Below are 21,184 nucleotides of genomic sequence, written 5' to 3' on the forward strand. Positions count from 1 at the left end.
GCCCCTGTTCAATATCCCGCATATTGAGAATATGGCCTTTAAGCCCCGGAAAAGCACTCCACACAACATGATTGTAAGCAGAAGCCGGAAAACCATTGTAATAAATATCCGAAAGCTTCCCCTCAACGACAACAAACTTTAATATCTTGCTGTTTTTGATATCTTGATCAGGAATATAAAAACGCGCCGTTACATAGCCTTTATCTAAATAAACCTTGGTTAATTGCTTGATCAAGAGCTGAATATCCCCAAGACCTATACATCTTCCAACATAAGCATCTGTTACCGCTGCTATCGAGCTCTTCTTTATATGCCGGACCCCATCAACAACAATATGATGAATAGAAAAGCAGTATCCACCACCTAAAAATGGACTATGGTTTTCTTCTGAAGGCGTCATTATTCTTTTAGGCGTTAATGCCCGTAAATTCTCAATTCTCTCTAATCTTTGTTGCTCAGAATAGCCGCGAGAAAAATTATCTGTTGGCGAACGGGGAGGTAAAACAGCCGGAGAATGGGCATAAACCGTTGCGCCATGAAACATGCCAAACAACACAACAATAACTAGAAAAAGCCTTAAAAAGCTCTCTTGGCGCAAAAAGAGAAAAAACACTAAAGACTTCCCCCGCTTTGGTCATTCATAAAGCTTTGCTAAAAAAGCGCCTCATGAACTTTTAACAATACCACTCAAACCAATATTATCCTATGACGATTTTGAATAACAGCACATATCTCTGCAACCCAATACAAATTGCACCAAAATCCTGCTTGATTTAAATTGTGTGAAGATTTCTCCCCCATACATATATCGTTAACCATATAACCAAAACTGTTTCCTAAGTCAATGTTTATGGCCACAATATTCCCAGTTAATGCCTTAAGACATCCATCAATAAGAGAGAATAAATTCTCTGCTCATCCCCCTATCCTGCACTTTATAACGCGCATAAATAAACTACAGATCATGCTCTTCATTTGCATCGCTTAGTCAAAAGTTATCATAGCAAAGAATAAAGAAACCTCTTTTGAAGTTTTAAGACAACCACGCAAAACTCTTTTTATGGCCTTCTCATCAAGGAACTTTTCTCCAAAAGCAAATGATCTGAGTGACTTTGTAAAAAGAGTTTTGTCAGTCTTGTCAGTGCACTCTAGACCCTATAGCATTTTTTTCAAATGGTAAAAAATAAAAACATTATATTTCAATATGTTAGCATTTTAATGGTACAGCCCTTATTAAAACACAACCCATAAATTCAATCAATAATATATATTTGTCAGTTTGTGTCTGTAAATTGAACTAACAAAAGTGATCATTTCAATGACACATAAAACCTATCAAAATACTCATTATGATGTTTTAAACACATAGTGCATTTGTTTTGATTAACACGTTAATTAACACATCAAATAAATAGCAAATTTCACTATTGTGCTGATCTAACCATGCATCATAGGCTGTGGATAAATAGCCTTTTAAAACCTCTTTTGAAAAAATTTATCCGTTTTTATGCATTTTTCTGCATTTTTTCTCAATTCGTCCAAAATGGATTTAATAAGCTTCATTTCGATTCTTTTGAAGAGAATTAACCCTCTCATACCAAAACGGAGCTCTGTTATAATATGCTGCAATCTCTTAAGTCTGATAATAAACAAGTCACTTTACGCTCTCTCTTAGAATCCTATCGTGAACAGACAACTTCAAAAGCTCAACGGGGAAAAATTTTTGAAGCTTTTGTTACCAAATATCTTATGCATGACCCCTTGCATTATGGACGATATGAAAAGGTTGAAAGCTATTTTGAATGGGCTAAAGAGCGTAAAGATTGGAATAAAAATGATATCGGCATTGATTTGGTTGCAAAGCTTCGCAATCAAGAAGGGTATGTTGCTATTCAATGTAAGTTTTATAAAGCAGATCATCAGATCAGTAAAAAAAATATTGATAGCTTTATCGCTACCTCTGGAAAAGACATCTTTAAATATCGTCTTCTCGTTGATAGCACGGAAGTAGAATTAAGTGACAATGTGAATGCAATGATTAAAGGACAAGCGATACCCGTTTATCGTATTGACCTTCGTCATATGGAAAACAGTCGTATAGACTGGCAAATATTTGCAACAAAACAAGAAGTTGTTCTGAAATCAACAAAAGAGCCTCGCCCCCATCAAGAGGAAGCCATCAAGAAAGTTTGTGAAGGCTTAAAAGAAGCAGGCCGTGGCAAGCTGATTATGGCATGTGGTACAGGCAAGACTTTCACAAGTCTTAAGATAGCAGAAACTCTCGCTGGAAAAGGCAAGCGTGTGTTGTTTTTGGTGCCCTCTCTTGCCTTAGTCTCACAAACAATCCGTGAATGGACACTAGATACAGAAATTCCCTTGCGTTCTTTTGCGGTGTGTTCTGATACAAAAGTTGGCAAGCGTCGTAAAAACCAAGATGATATTGTTGGCATAGAAACATCAGATCTTGTACTGCCTGCTACCACGGACGCGAAGGTACTTGCCAAAGAAGCTTGTGAAAGCTTCGCAGAGGCAATGACGGTCATCTTTTCAACCTATCATTCTATTCAAGTGATTTCCGATGCACAAAAGGAATATGATTTACCCGAATTTGATCTGATTATTTGCGATGAAGCTCATAGAACGACTGGAGCTTCATTGGGATCTGATGACAATGAATCTGAGTTTGTCAAAGTTCATGACAACAGTATTATTCGCGGTAAAAAACGTCTGTATATGACAGCAACACCTCGTATCTTTAGTGAGACTGCCAAAAGACGGGCTGATGAGATTAATGCCGTTTTGGCGTCCATGGATGATGAGGTGCTTTTTGGCAAACAACTCCATCATTATAGCTTCGCAGAAGCTGTCGATAATGAACTTTTAACCCCTTACAAGATTGTGGTCTTAGGTATTGATGAAACCTATATCACATCAGCCATACAGGAGATTATTGCCAATGAAGACTATGAAATTGATTTAGATGATGCGGCAAAAATTATTGGCTGTTATAGAGCTCTGACTAAAATAGATAAGGAAGCAGCTGTTGATGATGATGATACAGAGCCTATGCAGTCTGCTTTAGCTTTTTGCAAAGATATCAACACCTCTCAATATGTTACAAAGCTCTTCAATAAAATTATCAAATCTCATATCAATGATTTCCTTAAAAACGTTCCTTTTCTCAACTGTGAAGTAAGACATATTGACGGAAAACAAAGTGTCAAAAAACGCAATGAAGAGTTGGATTGGCTAAGACAAGATGCGAGTCACAATGTTTGTCGGATCTTAAGCAATGTAAGGTGTCTTTCAGAAGGGATTGATGTTCCTGCTCTTGATGCGATCATGTTTTTACACCCGCGCAATAGCCAAGTGGATGTAATACAGGCGGTGGGGCGTGTGATGCGTCGTGCCAAGGGAAAAAAGACAGGCTATATCATTTTACCGGTTATCATTCCTTCGCACTTAGAAGCCAAAAAAGCTTTACGAAACAATAAGAAGTATCGTGTTGTTTGGCAAGTTTTGCATGCTTTACATTCCCATGATGAAAGGCTTGCACGGACGATTAATCAAATGTCGCTAGGACAAGATAGCAGTCATACGATTGAGATTATAGAGGTTAAACGTGCCGATGAATTAAAAGAACTCACCACAACGGTTGATGAAATCTCGATATCATCAAAAGCAGAAAGTTCTAGACATAGCATTGGAACAGCAGAAAGCACATCTCAATCGGTATCTGGAGGACAAGGAGACTTATTCCCCCATTCTGATTTTTTTGATTTTGTCAAAGCCATTTTTCTGGATAGTTTTAAAATCACGGATTATTGGGGCACATGGGCGAACAATGTTGCTGAGATTGCTCAAAACCATATCACGCATCTTCACAACCTGCTTGCTGATGAAAAAAGTGAAGCCTTTCATGCCTTTGATGCATTCCATAAGGAATTAAAGAACAACGTCAACAGTGAAATAAAGCAAGAGGAAGCCATTGAGATGTTAGCTCAACATCTTGTCACGCGTCCCGTGTTTGAAGCTTTGTTTGAGGGCAATGAATTTGTGCAAAACAATGCCATTTCGCAAGCCATGGACAAGATCTTAAGAGAACTGGATAAAACGAATATTGAAGAAAAAACCAAAGATCTTGATAAATTCTACAAAAGTGTCACGTTCTGTACAGCAGGGATTACTGAAACTCACGCAAAACAGAATCTTATTATCAAGCTTTATGAAAGTTTTTTTGCCAAGGCATTTAAGAAAACCACCGATAGGCTTGGGATTGTTTATACCCCCGTTGAGGTTGTTGATTTTATCATTTATTCTGTTGATGATGTTTTGCGAAGTGAATTTGGAAAAAGCTTGGGATCACGTGGTGTTTCTATTCTTGACCCTTTCACGGGAACTGGGACCTTTATCACAAGACTTTTACAATCCAATCTCATCAAACTAGAGGATATGGAATATAAATTCCGTCATGATATCCATGCCAATGAGATTGTCTTACTTGCTTATTATATAGCAGCCATTAATATTGAAACGACCTATCATAGTCTTATGCAAGGAGATTACATTCCTTTCAAACATATTGGTTTGGCTGATACGTTCCAGACGCTTAAAGAAAAAGACCTTATGGAAGGTATACTCAAAGAAAACAGCGAATATTTAGAACTTCAAAAAAAACTGGATATCAAAGTTATCTTTGGCAATCCTCCTTATTCGGTAGGACAAAAGAATGAAAACGACAATGCAAAGAATAGTCCTTATCCCATACTAGATAACCGTATTCGCGAAACTTATGCTGCTCAATCTAAGGCAACCAATATGCGAAATCTTTATGACAGTTATATCCGCGCTATCCGTTGGGCTAGTGACCGTATAAAAGAGCGTGGTGTTATTGGTTTTGTTACAAATGCAAGTTTTATAGATGCAAATTCTATGACCGGTTTACGCAAGTGTCTCGTTGAAGAATTTAGCAGCCTTTATATTTTCCATTTACGGGGTAATCAACGAACGTCTGGAGAACTATCTCGACAAGAAGGTGGTAAGATTTTTGGTTCTGGGTCACGGGCCCCTATAGCGATTTCTATTCTCGTGAAAAATCCAGAATCTCAACAGTGTGGGAAAATATATTTCCGTGATATTGGAGATTATCTCACGAGACAGAAAAAGCTTACGATAATTGAATCCCTTGGTAGTATTGATGGTATTACACGAAGTGAACAAAGTTGGCAAATAATTATACCAGATAAACATGGTGATTGGCTTGGACAACGTGATGACGACTTTAAAACATTTCTAGCATTAGGTGATAAGAAGGGAAATAATAAAAAGCTTTTTGAAAATTTTTCTTGCGGTATTACAACCAGCCGTGATGCTTGGGCGTACAATTCGAGCCGTAAAGCTTTAGCTAACAACATGAGTAATATGATTACTTTCTATAACCGTGAAGTAGAACGTTTTAATGAGATCTATCCACATGCTGATCATAAAATACGTACAAAGGCTGTAAATAATTTTGTCAATTCAGATGCAAAAAAAATCAGTTGGAGCCGTGCTATCAAACAACAATTAGTTAGAGAAAAAATTTTTGAATTTGAAGAGACATGCTTTACTCTAGGTTTTTATCGTCCTTTTACACAACAGTGGCTCTATTATAATCGTACCTTCAATGAAATGGTTTATCAAATGCCGCGCATATTTCCTATAGGACAAGCGGTTGAAAATAAAGTCATACAAATTACAGGTACAGGAGCAATGAAGGGATTTTCTGTACTTATGACTAAGGATGTGCCTAACTTGGATTCAATAGAAAAAAGCCAATGCTTTCCAAGGTATCTTTATGAGAATATTGAATCTTTAGAAGATAAAGACGATAATCAGTCTCATCTATTTACGAACTCTACAGAAGAAAGCAAAACAGCTGGTTTACAGAGGCGTGATGCCATTACGGATGAAGGACTAGCCCATTTTAAAGCGGCTTATCCGAATGAAACCATAACTAAAGATGATTTATTCTATTACGTTTATGGAATCTTACATTCAGAAGATTATCGTACTCGTTATGCTGATAACCTCTCTAAAGAATTGCCTCGTATCCCTTGCGTAAAAACTGCTGATGATTTTTGGAAATTTGTAACAGCAGGACGTAAACTCAGTCATTTGCATGTAAATTATGAAGATGTGAAACCTTATCCAGTCACATTTAAAAAAGGCAATCCAAAACAGACTGATATTCCTAATCCCGAAAAGTTTTATTATGTGACTGAAATGAAATTCGCAAAAATTAAGAATAGCAAGGAAAAGGATAAATCGACTGTTATTTATAACAGCAATATCATCATGACAGATATACCCAAGGAAGCTTATGACTATATCGTCAATGGCAAGCCCGCTCTTGAATGGGTTATGGAACGGCAATGCGTGAAAACTGATAAAAAAAGTGGTATTGTGAATGATGCCAATCGCTATGCTGTTGAGACAATGGGTAATCCTGCTTATCCATTAGAATTGTTTCAAAGGGTTATTACCGTAAGTTTAGAGACAATGAAAATTGTTAAGAACTTACCAAAACTAGAAATTAAAGAAATTGAATAGACTTGCCATGCTTACATGATGGGTATGATAAACGCATAAGGGGTATAGAGTCTTTAATTATAATCTATACCTCTCTTGTAAGTTGATTATCTACAATCTTAAAAGGAGTGTTTATATGCGTTATTCTAAAAAGAAATCATTTGCACTTTTAAACACTGTCATTTGGATTGCTTTAAGACTTATAAGAAATCCACTCTTAAATAAGATAAGATTTATTTGGATTGCCTTTAAGAGATTATACCGTAATCTCAAATGATAGCTTTATAGCTTTCAAAAAATCTCTTGAAAGAGAGTTTTATATTTTCATTTTGCTTATAGGTTTTGTCTGTTTTTAAAACCCCCAAAACACCTACAAAACCCTCTTAAATATATATTAAAGATTGTATTTATGTGTTGTGTTTAATATAGGTTGTTTATTTAAAACATTAACATATTGAAATATAATAACTTTTATTTTTGACTAAAAAATATATAAAGGGGGTGTAAAAAGAACACCCAAAACCCTCCTACCCCCCCTAAACTCATAACCATAATGATCTTGATAGCATTTCTTATGATTATAAACTGTCTTTTGAAAGGCTTTAAAGGATCACATGCTTTTTTAAGATGTGTTTTTATCATTCTCTAAAATTATAAATTTATCCATTTAAGTGAACTGATAAAATTCATTAAAGGGATTTGGATAAAGTAATCAGTTTTCATTTTCATACGCTTTTCATAAAGCACGTTTTAATCACTCACTAAAATGATTACTTTTGTCGGTTCAATTTACTGACACAAACTGACAAATATATATTTACAGTTGTATTTATTTGTTATGGTTGTTTTAATAAGTTGTATTTTGAAAAATCAATAAAACTTAACATATTGAAATATAATGTTTTTAATTTTCTCTTATTTGAAAAAAATACTCTAGAGTCTAAAAACAACTGACTAAACTGACAAAAATGACAAAAGTCTATTAAAAGGGATTTTGCTAATCTCTATAGTTATCAATCTCTCTTTAGAGGTTTTCATAAAAAGCAATAAATCACAATTATTCTATTTATCGTTTCTCTTATGAAAATGAAAAATGATGCGGTGGCTATAAAGAATGCGTGAAAACAGCAAGGTCTTATAATCACAATGCAAATGAAAGCATTGCTTATAAAGACAGTCCCTATAAAAGCTATTAAGTTGCAAATGTGTTATAAAAGAAATTAACAGAAATCTTTAAAAAACATTTAGTAAAAAATAGATACGTTATAAAGTTAAAAATACGCATTATGAGAGCGTTTCTAAATATTATAAATGTATAGATTCAAAAAATAACACAATCGTTTAAGAAAGCCAATAATATAGCTTTAAAAGCATATAATACAAAAGAAGCAATTAATAAGCATATGATATATATATACACATAATGCATTTAAAAAACATAAAAAATATCAAAAAAGATAAAATAATAATTGACAATAAATACGTATTTTGTTATATAAATAATCAAGTGCTGAAAACACTTAACGATTAGCGGATAGGTTACGAAACAACCTCTCCCATGTCTTTAAAATACTGACTTTCTTTTATGCTGTCATTGGCATATAACGATTTTGTCGGGTGTGGTTACACTATACAATACCCTTGTGGGGAAGGTGTGACGACGGACTAATCGCCGTGTTTTCAACACCCGGCGCCCTTATGGGTTGTCAATTGAAAACTTCATTACGATTAGGTTTTAATTATGACAAATATCTCAAAAAATACCCCCGTTATTTCTTCTATTTCAAATGAAACCGCATCTAATAATAAACAAGAGCCTGCAAAAAAATACGAATTTACAGGTGAAACAATAGAGGTTGGCTTTAAAACGCTGCATAGAATTAGAGCTTTAAGAGATTTTGGTGATGTAAAAAAAGGCGACCTCGGTGGTTTTATACAAGGTGAAAGCAACTTATCACATGATGGCAATTGCTGGGTCGGGGGTAAAGCAAAGGTTTATCATAATGCACGCGTTTACGATAATGCCGTTGTAAGTGGTTATGCCCATGTGAACAATGTTGCTTGCATTTATGAAAACGCCCGTGTTTATGGCAAGGCTGTGGTGGCTGGTCAAGTTTATGGCAATGCAGAGGTCTATGGTTTTGCACGCATTTATCCCGATGCTCATATTTTTGAAAATGCTCGCGTTCATTATTACGCTTGTGTCTTTAATGATACAAAAATTTATGGCAATGCGAAAATTTCTGGATATGCTTGTATTTTTGCAAATGTAAAGATTTTTCGCAATGCGGTCATTAAAGGTGATACTTGGGTTCGCAATAATATTGAAGTCTGTAATAAAGAAATTGTCTATAATGATCAGTCTCTAAAAGACGCTGCTTAAATAAAGCGCGGGCGGTGCGGGGGCGCCTGCTTTCTAACCAAATTCTTTCATTCAAAAATTTTATCTTCTTATAAAGGAATTGTGCCATGCAAAAAAAGTTTGCACTCACAAATGAGACACGTGTATTTGGTCAACATACTCTTTATCGCATTAAAGCATTAAAAGACTTTGCTGATGTAAAGGCTGGCGATTTAGGTGGTTTTATTGAGAATGAAAGCAACCTCTCTCATGATGGCAATTGCTGGGTTGGTGATAATGCTTATGTTGTAAAAACTGGTCGTGTTTATGATAATGCGCGGGTTTATGGCAATGCTGGTGTTGGTGGCTATGTATATGGCAATGCAAAGGTTTATGATTTTGCCAAGGTTTTTGCTCATGCTCATGTTTATGATAATGCACAGGTTTTTGACAGTGCAAAAATTATCAGTCATGTGCATATTTATGAAAATGCTTGTGCTTATGGCATGGCTATTGTCACTAAAAATGCCTTTGGTGATACAAGAGAGAATGTTTATACAGAACGCCTTTCTCCTTATGGTGAAATCTCATTTGTGATGTGTAGACCCATAATAAAGAAGCAATAAATAAACATGCGGGCGTTGCGGGGGGCGCCCCTCTTTCAAATTTTCCATTCCAAATTTTAGCAAATGTTTAACACATTCAATTGTGTGGGGTCTTCTTATGTGCAAAAAATATGAATTAACTAGAGAAATTAAAAAAATCAAACATGCTCTTACTAGAGAAACTATCAATCTTTATCGCATTTGTGCTTTAAGAGATTTCGATGATGTCAAGGAAGGTGACCTTGGTGGTTTTATTGAAAAGGAAAGCAACCTCTCTCATGATGGCAATTGCTGGGTCTATGATAATGCTTGTGCCTATGGTTATGCGCGCGTTTCTGACAATGCAAAAATACGTCATTATTCTCAAATCTGTGGTCAAGTGCATGGGAATTGTGAGATCTATGGAAGGGCGTTTATCTCTCAATATGCAAGAGTTTCTGACAATGCTTGTGTCTACGGCAATGCTCATGTTTATGGGAATGTGTATGGCAATGCCCATGTGAGTGGGGGGGCCCGCGTTCATGCTGATGCCCATATTTATGACCATGCCCATGTTTCTTATGATGCTGTGGTTTTTAGTTATGCAAGGATTTATGGGCGTGCCAAGGTTTCTGGCTTTGCACGCATTCATAGCCATGCAAAAGTCTATAATTATGCAGTTATCAATGGTCGTGCCAAAATTTATGGCAAGGTCTATGGCAATGCTAGTGTTGGTGGCTCTTCTGAAGTCTATGGCTCTGTGTATGGCAATGCAAAGGTCTCATATTATACTAAGGTGTGGGGTAAGGTCTATGGCAATGCAAAATTAATCAAGCAAAGCAAAGTAAGGTTGGTCCCCAAAAATTGTGAAGTTTATGACAATGATCATATCGTAAAGATTGTTGATAAAACAGAATAAAGAACGGCGTGTGTGGAGGGGCGTCTGTTTTGGCAGCTATAAACGCATCATAAAAGAGAGAATTCAAAAAGAAAGCCGTATCAAGTAATATGACGCGGCTTTCTCATAACGTTTCTAATGATCTAATAATCATCCACAATGGAGTGATAAATGCATATATACAAAACGTATCATATTGCAAGTGCTCTTTTCTCTTGATGAAAACTTATCAAAAGGAACGTAAATGATGGGTATGATTTTAATCACTCATTTGAATAAGAGAGGTTCTAAACGCTTTTGATTTTTATAAACGTATCCATAAAACGCTCTCATATTTAAAGGGAGTCATTTGAAATAAAGTACATAATCAAAATGCTTCTTTAAAACCTATCAAGAGAAGTGCCTATTAAGGGAATATCTGTCATAAAACCGTTTTTCTATTTATGCGCATTGGTTTTTAAAAGCAGCTTTTCATAAGACAAATAAACAAACGTTTTTATAGAATGTAAGGGTTTCAAGATTTGCTCTATTTGCTCTGCTGTAAAATCTAGATCTTTGTTTTTTCGTAAATGAAACGTTCTTAAGAGAAAATGATAACTAAGTTTATAACTGTTAATATATAAAACATCAGTTTGAAACGTTTAAACGTTTCCTTAAAGAGGTTCTTATAAGCGTATTTTTATTTTTCTTTAAAACCTAATTTCTTTAAAAATTAGCTGGCTCAATTTTGAGTTTGTTATCTTTAAAAGAGAGCATTTTTTTAACAGCATTATTTTACTAAAAATTTAGTAAAACCCTATGCGTTTAGATTTTACAATGGTTTTGAATTTTGCTTGCTTATCTTTGCTTCAATAGGTGCCCCCAATCTTGAAGTGCCCCCTTTTGGTTTCATATTTTCAAGCTATAACTCTTAAAGCGTTTTTTATTACCATGTCTAAGGTATATAGTATTCTACTTTTACGGCATTATTCGCCTCCATTTTTTTGTGGAAGCGAATAGAGTTCCCTTCTTCAAACAAAACTGCACTGTATTCATTAAAAGGTTTTCGCATCATAAGACATAACTAAGACATAACATTGTGAATTTCATATCTGTTGTGATGATATGTCTGTATAATGCCTGCCTATCACTTTCTAAACTTCTAGAAAACGCTTTAAAAGTGATATTGAAATCCTTTATGCACCTTTAATGAATTAAAACCTATAAGCTTATAAAAGTTTTAAACGATTATTTTCCTTTTAAGGTTTCGCTCAAAAAAGAGCAAAACTCATACCATTCTCTAAACGCATGCGATTTTTGAATGATAAAAACGTACCATAAAATTTATGAATTGTTACGAATGATAACTGCTTTTCATTTCATTTGAATGACACATGCGTTATAATATTTACATCATGATTTGCTTTTTATGCTCTGTTCATACGTGGCAATTGTTTATAAAAAATGGTCAATTTAAATACATATAAAAGTGTGGATTCTTAAGTGGATTCATATAAAATAGTTTCACTCAACATATTGACTTTATTTAGTTTTTTGATATTATGCCGAATACTCACACGATTAAGCAGAGATGCAGGCAATGGGGAGTAACGCAGCAAATCAAGCATGATATCTGGTGTCACAGCATTTTGAAGCAACGGGAGCAGCTGGGTAATGATGCCAAAGGTACGCTCTTTCTCATTCGGGCTGGTGGGCGCATCATCAACCACAATATCATAATCAACACTCATCACTGCTTCACGGGTTAAGGGGATATATTGTGCATTCTCCTCCCCTGAAATCCGTACCAAACGACCATCAGAGAGATAATTTTGTATCAAGTGCAAAATAAGCTTACCTTGCCTTTTGCGATACAAACGCAAACCATCAAACAGACAAGCAAGCAAGTTAAGACTGGATTGGCGCCTTTGTGCCTCTAAAACCCCTGCTTGCGATACTTCTCTCGTTCCTATGAACTCTGGTGATAAGCCGGTCACTTGATTAATCGCTTCTTTCGCTTCATTAAACAGTTGGAAAAACCCTTGCGGAAATTGCGCTACGGGTTTGGGTTGGATCTGTCCCTTAGCGAAAACATTGGGTTTTACCCACGTAATACTATCTGCTCTATTAAGACTTTTTACCGCATCTCTCTCATCTTCAAAGGCGCCCCTCTCTGCCATTATCCCGCCCTTGGATTGGCTATTGAGAATGTGCATCACTTGACTAAAATATTTATTCGCCCATCGTTGTGGGTCTTTTGTAGGACGCACGACCCCATAAAATTGCCGTTCTATCTTGTCAAAATAACCCGTGATACATTCCCAACCTAATTGACCTGAAGGAACCAAAGGTTGATCTGGTTCAAGCAAAACTTTCCTGCCTAAAAAAGCACGCTTTACAACCTTTTTGTTAAAAGCCGCTCCTTGTATCTGAGGCATCATGCATTGGAGCTGTTTAAACTCCTCTTCACTATAGTCACGAAGTTCACCCGTTTCTAAATCGGGCGCTTTGTAATATCTCTCGCTTTCAAACCAACGGCATTCAACAAGGGTGACCATCCGTCGACCGTTTTCAACTCCCTCCACGCTTTCATCATGACCATAACTATCTAGATCATTGTGATGAATCCCCTCATAAGCACTCCCATCCCTCGCCCAATCCGCACTCAGTTCACTCCAATGGGCTGTTGGAAACATCCGCTTGGCAACTTCCAAGGGCTTGCGGTCCACATACCACAAACGTTGCGCATCGGTTAAATTCGGTTGCACCGCTGCACTGTCCCAAACCATCTTTAACGGGTCTAAACGTGTAATAACCGGCTCACCATCTATACTGTTTTCGTAATCAAGTCTGGTATCAGTCCAGCCCATGCCACAGATGACAGCATCTTGGAAAGCATCAGAGTCCGCGTATTCCGCATGTGCCATATCGCGAAACCATTCTGCTGCTCCGGTGAGCAATTCGCTTGGTAATGCCTTGCCTATTTGACGCGGAATAAATTGTACCTCTCGCTTATTATTACGTTCTGAACCCACAACGGCATTCACAAGCGGGGCAATGCGATTAAAGGTCATAACGGGGCGGCGCTGTTCTTTTAATGCCGCTAAATCGGCTTCATTCCACTGATCCCCATTGTAAAAACAAAAATCTTCACGCGCTTGCTCACGCCATTTGTTCACATGCTCAACATCTTCTTTGTACCAGCTGATAAGTTTGCGAAACAAACCTTCTGTCGACAAATCTGATGCCTTACCTTTTTCTTCTAAATGCTCTTCATCATGCATCATTCTGCCATCCATGACGTACTCTCATAAGCGTCTCTACCGCTATAAGCTTGTCTCTTATGTTTCTGCACCGGCTTTTCGTAGCCCACACACATTAAGCCAAAGGCATCGGCTGCATGACTCGACCAATCATGCTCGGCGCCTAACCCTATATTCCGCTTCTCATCCCATTTCTCGTGATACCAATTGAGGGCTTTACGACCCGCTACCGTCGTCTCTTCATTGAACCAAACTGAGGGTAAAATACGCCGCACTGCCTCTATCCGCATCTTAACAGCACCTGCTCCTTGATTAGGGATCACTTGCGTTTCAAAACCCGCATCATTCAAGGCACTCTCAAAACTCACATTGTGCACACGGTCTCTGGTTGCACCATCATGGGGGAGAACCATTAATGCCTTCTCATAACCATTTTGACGCAACCAACCGATATGCTCTGATAAGGGCTGCCCTTGTGCCTCGTAATAATCAAGCACCCTTATCTCTCTACCTACAAACTGAGCTATCCATATAGCTGTTGCATCTGCCTTGGCTCCTGTGCCACCAATATCCCAAAAGGCGCGTATCTGCATTAAAGGGTCACGTGCAACACGCCCTATCCGCCCCTCCTCCTCAGCTGCCAACATCTCTTTTTGATAGTAAGCACCCTGAACAGCGGTAAGATAAGCACCCTCCCATATATGCTTATAGGTCTCTGGACGGTTTCTCAGATCATCAAGCCGTGCTTCATTCAAGATCTTGGGAAACTTCGGATTATCGGACCAATTGATCTCTACACGCTTAATCGTTTCATTATCTGAAAAGCGAAACCGCTTCTCAACCGGTGCATTGTCCCGTAATGGGTTCCATGTTACCCATAATTCTGCACGCCACCCCTCTCCTTCTTCACGCAACGTCGGTATAAGCGTCTGCCAAGCTGTCTCTGTGACTGGCTCTGCTTCATCAACCCAACAAAGCAAAATACGCCCCATGGATTTTATACTGGCAATATTCCTATCCAGACCACAAAACTGAAAGCCTATACGACCATCATTTGACTTAATCGAAGACTCCCCAACCTTATAATAGTCCTTTAAAAAGTCATGGGCTTCAATAGCACGCTTAATCTCCTCTAAAGAACTTTCTGCGAGCGAATTTTGAAACTGACGTGCACAAAGGATAGTGCCTGATATTCCCCCCATACCAAATTGATAGCCCTTTAAAGCCGCCATCAAGGCAAAAGATCTTGTCTTTCCTGACCCTCGTCCACCCCAAGCCACTCGTACCAAAGCATCCCCATCAAAAATAGGTAGAAGTTTTGGTACAATCTTAATCTGTCTTGTCGTCATTCATTGTTAAAGGAACAATTTCCACGCGCCCTATCATCTTAATGGCTCCCCCATCCTCACCTGTCACTTGTAAGGGCAAAATCTTACCAAGCAACGCTAAATAAGCAGCTGGGCATTTAATCGCTTGCTTTTCCAGATAAGAGATGAGCCCTTCCTTACCATATTTGCTGCCTGCCAATTCAGCAGCTTTAATAATTGCCTCTTTAAGAAGACGTGTATTTTTATTCGGCACCCCTTTAACCCGTCCTTGACCAGCATTAGGAGGTAGAGGCTTTTTGGTCGGTTGTAAAACCTGTTGTGTGTTTTCGGATGTCATAAATTCCTCCCTCCAGATAATAAAAAACCCCGCATTTGCGGGGCTTTAAACTGTATCTTACCCTCATTTAGACACAATACGCCTAAGTACAGCAATGTCATTAAATACGATTTGCATCACTTTGTCAACACAAAAATAACACATATTGATAATTTCAAAGGGAATCTGTTAGCTTGCATTTTTAACAGTGAATCATCAAAAAGAGAAAGATAATGATTATAGAAAACTTATGCTTTATTGGAGCATTGATAGCATTTTTTTTATTAATGCTATTCCATGCAATACGTGCCATAAAAAAAGAAGGGAAAAAAGGAAATGAAATAGTTGCATACTGCACTGTACTATTTTTGCCAACGTTTGTTCCATGGCTTCCTTTTGCTGTAATACTTAATTCTAATGTAGGAAATGATATACAAGACAAAGTGGGAGCTCTATTGTTCGCTATATCTGTCGTGAGTTTTGTTATGTCATGTATAATAATAAAAACGATGCGTGATGATGGAGACAAATATAATATCCAAGATATAGCTTTTATGACTTGTGGATTACCGCTTCTATTTGCTGGTGTCATTGGTGGTATAATTACACTTTTTATGTGGAATATAACAATAGGAATAATAATTATAGGGTTATTAGTTCTAATCTCTATAAGAAAATATTTGTTAGGAATTTGTGGAGTAATATTGGGATTAATATTAACTATAGCGTTGATTAAATTTATTTGGAGAATTGTCTAATGAAAAACACTTCTGAATCGCATTAAGAGCGATATGCAATGATCTATAAAAAGCGAAAGAGGCAGCAAGCCACCCCTTCGCACCTGACCCCTTTTACAAGGGAGCGGTCACTGTTTTGTTACAGCGCCGTTATTTCCAATATTTATAAAGCGCATTAAGAACGACACGTAGTGAACTTACAAGATGCGGTAATTCTTGATCCTCTATAACAAGGTACTGTAGTGCAGCGTAAAGATTGTATTGTCTATAGAGATGTTGCGCTTCTTTTATTGCCTCTTGCGTGTTTAAAAACTTCTCTGTTGCAAATTCTACCCATTTGTCCCTTGCTTTATCATCAGCTGATGACGGCATTTCGTCATAAATCGCATTAGGCAAGCCCTTTGCACATAGATAGTCGTTTCTTATCTGTAGATACTGTTGTGCGGCGTCATATTGCTCTTGTGTAAGCACCCCTTGCAAACAAAGCCGCCCTATATAAGTACCAGAAAGCGGATTTTTTGCCTCTTGTAAGCTTAAAGAGAAGCGCTTTGCACGCATTTCTATTGCCAATTTATCGACAGCTTCACGAGGTGCTTTTGCACGCGATATACGTCCATTGGCTTCTCTTATCTTCCCTTTAATCTTAGGGCGTCCCCTCTTTTTATTTTTTTTCACTCATACCCTCTTAAAAAGGAACATCATCATTTAAAGGGCTTGTGGACATATCAAGAGGTCTGTGAAAGCTTCTGTCATAAGGGGACGACTGCTCTTGATCATCATCATTTTTGCCATCTAACAGCTTCAAATCGCCCTTGTATTGTGGCAAGACAATCTCTGTTACAAAACGTTCAACACCGTTTTTATCTTGCCATTTACGGGTTTGTAACTGCCCCTCTATATAGACTTTGCTGCCTTTATGAAGATACTGAAGTGCTATTTTTGCCAAATGTGGATTAAAGACAACAATAGAATGCCATTCTGTTTTTTGGATTTTCTTATTGGTTGCCTTCTCTGTATAGCTCTCAGAAGTTGCTACACGAAAATTGACCACCTCACCACCCGATGGCATTGTTTTGCTTTCGGGATTAGCCCCTAAATAGCCAATTAAAATCACTTTATTTAACATGCGGTTTATATCCTTTTATGGGGGAAATGACACGTAACAACAAAACAAATTTACAACTGACAATAGTATAACACATTACGGGTTGTATTTACAAACGCAAATTATTGTAACCTATTGAATCTACAATGTGAATCCTATTTTTTATTTTTTAAATGGCTTGCCTTTTTACACAGATTGTTTAATATAAAGATATTCGTCCACTCTTGGATAATGGAATAACAGAAAGCGTGTAAAAAAGCCGTGTCGATTAATTTTGACGCGGTTTTTTTATTGGCTATTCTTTGCTTTTCTTAAGATTAGAGCATTCAAAAGCAAGATTATGATAAGGTAATAAAAAAACCTTGCCATCTCAAAAAGAGGGACAAGGTTTTCAGTTTCTTAAATCGATTTCTATATTAGCATCGCCTGCTTTATGATGCAAATAGAATTAAAATAAATTTGTCTTTATACACAATATGTAGTATTTTATTTGATGCTAATATGCATTGCAAAACAACAAAATGAAAGCCGTGTCAAAATCAATTGCCACGGCTTTTTTTATGATACTTAAGAAATGTTTTTAATCTATAGAACGGTTAAAAAACAACGCTAGAATAACGTTGCGGATTAAGTATAGCATGATCTGTTTTATGATGCAATTTGATAAAAACGCCATTGCGTTTATACACAAAATATGCGATATTTATTCTGCAATTTGCATTTGGAAATGATATATAGTACATCCTTGTAATAAAAGCCGCGTCCCTTAAAGACACGGCTTTTTTTAATTATTGCATATTTCCGTGGATTTGCTCTCTTAATAAAGCCAATCCTTTTGTTGTTATTTTTGTTGACGGGACTGTCTTTTCTGTACCATCATTTTTTTGAATAGTAATGGTCGTGCAATCCATTAAACCTTTTTGTATTTTATCTTGATATGGTAATAATGGACCACTTGGTACTCTTTTGTAAACCCAACCATATCTTCGTAAGTAATCTGATAAATCCTTAGGTCTTACTTCTAAGATTTTCGCAGCATCTATAATACCAAACAAGCCATCCGAGCGCTTTAGACCATCAAGAGCTATTGCTTTTGGTTTGAGTGTACTCACTTCATTTCTTAAGTCTTCTAATTGATTGATACTTTCTAAAAGGAGTTGTTTAATCGTAAGAGGATTTTCCAAAGCATTGGCCAAATTTATTTGTGGTATTGCTACTTGCTTTTCTAATTCCTGCCAACGATCTATAATTTTTGCACGCAAAGCAGTGCTATATCCTGAAACTAAGATTAAGCATTCACGTTTAGGGAGGTTGTAGCAAGGGCGGCTTTCACCTTTTGCATCAATGTAAGTACCAATAAAATGAACCGGCTCAAATTTGAGCTCGTTAAATATTTGCTTAATATCACGCATAACATTCTTATGTTGCTTACCACACAACTCAGCAATTTCAACACTAGACATAGTTTGAATGCTATCATCTATGTTGATTTGATTTACGTTTTTTAAATTTGTTTGATTTATATCTATTAAGTGTTGAGACATCTTTATCTCCTTGTTGATAATACGTTTCCATTGACACTCTAATAAAGAATGCCGGGCGCTAGAAACACGGCAACAAGCCCGTTGTTACGCTTTCCCCTCATAAGGGTATTGTATAGCGTAACCACACCCGACAATCCCCTTTATATGCTATAAAGTATACTTAAGTCAAAACTTTACAATGGAGAGATTGATTATAAAAACCATCCGCTTGTTGCTTTAGCGTTTCTAGCACTTACTGATTCGTTTAACAGAGTGATTCGGTTATTGTCAATATGAATTTTATTCTTTTTTAACTTTTTTCATTTTGATACTTATCTAATTGAATCTAAAGTTAAAAATCAGGCGCCCCCGCCGCACCCTTGCGTTATTTAAGCAGCCTCATTGATGCTATGCACATTATCAAAATCAGGTCTATAAGCTTTCAAAAGAGGCGCTATTGAATGAATTGGCTCAGAACAGCCAAACTCTGTAATAATTGCTAAAATTTTTGTAAAATTTGGAATTTCGTTTTGTAATTTTAAAACTAAAACTTTTTCTAGATCAGCCATCAGTTCCACTAAAGATTCACTATATTCATCTTCAGTATAATCTGTATTAACTTCTTTACACACTGCCATCTACAAATCACATAAGAAATCGGTGGTTATTTTTATTTCGTTTTTTTCCATTTGAAATTCTTTCTATTGGTTAGAAGTTTTTAATTGACAGCCCATAAGGGCGCCGGGTGCTAAAAACACGGCCAATAGTCCGCCGCTATACTTTTCCCTCGCGAAGGGTCTTGTATGGTATAGCTACACCCGACATAAATCGTTATATGCTAATGACAGCATAAAAGAAAGTCAGTATTTTAAAGAATGGGAGAAACCTTATCGTGGTTTATCCGCTATTGGATTCGTGGTTTTTAAGCACTTGTCGACCTTTCTAAACGACCTTTTCTTTAAAGTCAATACGTATTTTTTATTTTTTTTCACTTTTTTTCATTTTGATAAATACCTAGTTGAATATCAAGCGCTTTTTCTAGCTCACGGTCTATATAATCATCATCATAAGCTTGTGAATAACCTCTCTCACCATCATCTCTAATCTCACAAATCAACTGATCATCTTTTGTGCGTTGTTTGATCTTCTCATTCACCTCGTCTATCAACGCCTCATAACTCAATACGCTCCTTGGCAAATCACCACCATATATCCACGCTTTCACTTGTGCCTTGGTACTGTAATCAACTTCAATAGGTATCTCATGATACTGTCCACCATCGAATTCCTCATATTCCCTCATTCCATCATCATATTCGTAAAGGTTGTAAAAATGCTCTGATACCCCCATTCCCCATGGTGCATATCCAACCGCCGTTGCAATAAATTTTTTTTGCTGTCTTTTACGGTTTCTTAAGAACATCTGATTTAATATCCCTTATCTAAATCTATAATTTTACCAATGGATTTATTTGCCTAAAAATGGACCATACAGAGCAGTTTTAATTTCCAACGTGGTAATTATCAAAAAACTATCCAATCGCTTTGTACGGTGCCTTTTTATCGATTTAAACGCATATCTAATCAAATAGGTTTTCTACTTTGCACCATTTTGCTGTCTAATCTTCAATGCCCTTTAAAACTTCTTCAAGTCCTTTTTGAAGCTTTTCAACGCGCTCTGATGCTATCACTGCATCTTGATCTTGGCTCTTGATTTCTGCCTTCTCAAGAACCTTCAAAATATAATTTGCACTCCAACGAATATCGCTTTCAAGCTTTTCGCAGTAGCGATAAAAATCTGCTGTTGATGGCATAAATGTTGTATTTAATCCCTCTGCTTTGCCTTTCAAAGCGTCCTTTGTTGCTGTCTGCAATGCCCAGCTGCTTATGCCTTCAAGAGCGTAAAAGTACGCAAGCGCTGTTGCTTTCTCATCTGATCCTAATGGGCTTTTGAGACCATTGGAAAGGACAAGAAACGTTGTTTGGATTTCTTCTTCCGTTGCTTTTCTTTCAAGCTTTTGCAACGCATCATCAACCAATGAAGTAACTCTCTCCACTTCTGCACTCAATGGCTTTTGCCCCGTTTTCCAAAGGAATGGTGGTTCTGTTGTCATCCTCGAATAAAAATTTGTAAACACTGTCTGAATTTTTGATATTGGACATGTGCTGTGCAACTCGATAACTCCAGCCACGCTGCTGTTCTGTGTGTTTAGTGCTTGTTTTTCCATAGTTTCCACCTTGTTGATTGATTTTATGATCTTTTGAATTCCTTACCCAGTTGCGCCATGTTGCTTGCCAATCGATTTTGGTAGCGTTTGCTCCAGCTTTTGAACGCCAGTAATCTCGAAATTTCGCAATTTCGATTTTGATACGCTCTGGAGGCAAGCCCTCTGCAAGTGCAAAATCGTAATCGGGTTCGAAATCCGCAGGCAAGCGACAGCCTCGATGAGCTTTTGAACGTTTTGGTTTTTTGGGAACGCTTTCTTGCTCGTGAATGGGAGGTTGGTTTTCTACACCCGCTTCGATTTGTTCTGATGGGC

The 21,184-nt window shown here is 37.1% G+C and carries 15 protein-coding genes and 1 pseudogene; 5 read left to right on the forward strand and 11 right to left on the reverse strand.

The genetic code is table 11. The features are described 5' to 3' along the window. On the reverse strand, nt 1–613 hold a 613-nt coding region (locus PVV64_RS08725; protein ID WP_273760649.1), incomplete at its 3' end, for a POTRA domain-containing protein. Nucleotides 614–1,620: 1,007 nt separating this feature from the next. Here PVV64_RS08725 and PVV64_RS08730 point away from each other — a divergent pair. From PVV64_RS08730 to PVV64_RS08745, 4 genes are all read left to right on the forward strand, one after another. Further along, nucleotides 1,621–6,591 carry a type ISP restriction/modification enzyme gene (locus tag PVV64_RS08730; protein ID WP_273760650.1) on the forward strand — a complete coding sequence of 1,657 codons (4,971 nt, stop codon included), beginning with the start codon at nt 1,621–1,623 and terminating at the stop codon, nt 6,589–6,591. Nucleotides 6,592–8,311: 1,720 nt separating this feature from the next. Next, a complete protein-coding gene (locus tag PVV64_RS08735) occupies nt 8,312–8,953 on the forward strand; it encodes a hypothetical protein (RefSeq protein WP_273760651.1) in 642 nt (213 codons plus the stop codon). 86 nt (nt 8,954–9,039) lie between these two features. Next, the gene (locus tag PVV64_RS08740; RefSeq protein ID WP_273760652.1) at nt 9,040–9,537 is read left to right on the forward strand and encodes a hypothetical protein; all 498 of its coding nucleotides are present in this window, start codon (nt 9,040–9,042) and stop codon (nt 9,535–9,537) included. 97 nt (nt 9,538–9,634) lie between these two features. Beyond that, entirely contained in the window at nt 9,635–10,414 is a 780-nt protein-coding gene (locus tag PVV64_RS08745; protein WP_273760653.1) for a hypothetical protein, read from the forward strand. A gap of 1,457 nt (nt 10,415–11,871) precedes the next feature. Here PVV64_RS08745 and PVV64_RS08750 read toward each other — a convergent pair. The 3 genes from PVV64_RS08750 to PVV64_RS08760 are packed head-to-tail and all read right to left on the reverse strand — an operon-like array spanning nt 11,872 to nt 15,300. Then, the gene (locus PVV64_RS08750; RefSeq protein ID WP_273760654.1) at nt 11,872–13,671 is read right to left on the reverse strand and encodes a portal protein; all 1,800 of its coding nucleotides are present in this window, start codon (nt 13,669–13,671) and stop codon (nt 11,872–11,874) included. Beyond that, nucleotides 13,656–14,984: a PBSX family phage terminase large subunit gene (locus PVV64_RS08755; RefSeq protein WP_273760655.1), complete on the reverse strand. Its 1,329-nt coding sequence runs from the start codon at nt 14,982–14,984 to the stop codon at nt 13,656–13,658. Before PVV64_RS08755 ends, PVV64_RS08750 begins: the two co-directional genes overlap by 16 nt. Further along, nucleotides 14,965–15,300, reverse strand: a complete 336-nt coding sequence (locus PVV64_RS08760) for a hypothetical protein (RefSeq protein ID WP_273760656.1) — start codon at nt 15,298–15,300, stop codon at nt 14,965–14,967. Before PVV64_RS08760 ends, PVV64_RS08755 begins: the two co-directional genes overlap by 20 nt. Nucleotides 15,301–15,512: 212 nt before the next feature. Between PVV64_RS08760 and PVV64_RS08765 the strand changes: the two genes are divergently transcribed. After that, complete coding sequence (locus PVV64_RS08765; RefSeq protein ID WP_273760657.1) at nt 15,513–16,037, forward strand: hypothetical protein; 525 nt, start codon at nt 15,513–15,515, stop codon at nt 16,035–16,037. A gap of 129 nt (nt 16,038–16,166) precedes the next feature. On the opposite strand, the gene PVV64_RS08770 is transcribed toward PVV64_RS08765, so the two are convergent. The 7 genes and pseudogenes from PVV64_RS08770 to PVV64_RS08800 all read right to left on the reverse strand — a co-directional run. Next, entirely contained in the window at nt 16,167–16,691 is a 525-nt protein-coding gene (locus PVV64_RS08770; RefSeq protein ID WP_273760658.1) for a hypothetical protein, read from the reverse strand. A gap of 10 nt (nt 16,692–16,701) precedes the next feature. Then, nucleotides 16,702–17,142 (reverse strand): single-stranded DNA-binding protein, encoded by a 441-nt coding sequence (gene ssb, locus PVV64_RS08775; protein WP_273760659.1) that lies wholly within the window; start codon nt 17,140–17,142, stop codon nt 16,702–16,704. A gap of 767 nt (nt 17,143–17,909) precedes the next feature. Further along, the gene (locus PVV64_RS08780; protein ID WP_273760660.1) at nt 17,910–18,665 is read right to left on the reverse strand and encodes a phage regulatory protein/antirepressor Ant; all 756 of its coding nucleotides are present in this window, start codon (nt 18,663–18,665) and stop codon (nt 17,910–17,912) included. Between the two features lie 368 nt (nt 18,666–19,033). Beyond that, nucleotides 19,034–19,282: a hypothetical protein gene (locus PVV64_RS08785; protein WP_273760661.1), complete on the reverse strand. Its 249-nt coding sequence runs from the start codon at nt 19,280–19,282 to the stop codon at nt 19,034–19,036. 350 nt (nt 19,283–19,632) lie between these two features. Next, a complete protein-coding gene (locus PVV64_RS08790) occupies nt 19,633–20,067 on the reverse strand; it encodes a hypothetical protein (RefSeq protein WP_273760662.1) in 435 nt (144 codons plus the stop codon). Between the two features lie 196 nt (nt 20,068–20,263). Continuing rightward, on the reverse strand, nt 20,264–20,713 hold the full coding sequence (locus PVV64_RS08795) for a hypothetical protein (RefSeq protein WP_273760663.1): 450 nt from the start codon (nt 20,711–20,713) through the stop codon (nt 20,264–20,266). Continuing rightward, nucleotides 20,676–21,184, reverse strand: a pseudogene (locus tag PVV64_RS08800) (hypothetical protein); the annotation flags it as partial. The gene PVV64_RS08795 and the pseudogene PVV64_RS08800, both read right to left, overlap by 38 nt.

Origin of the sequence: Bartonella sp. ML70XJBT.G (assembly GCF_028618575.1) — a bacterium.
GTDB lineage: Bacteria > Pseudomonadota > Alphaproteobacteria > Rhizobiales > Rhizobiaceae > Bartonella.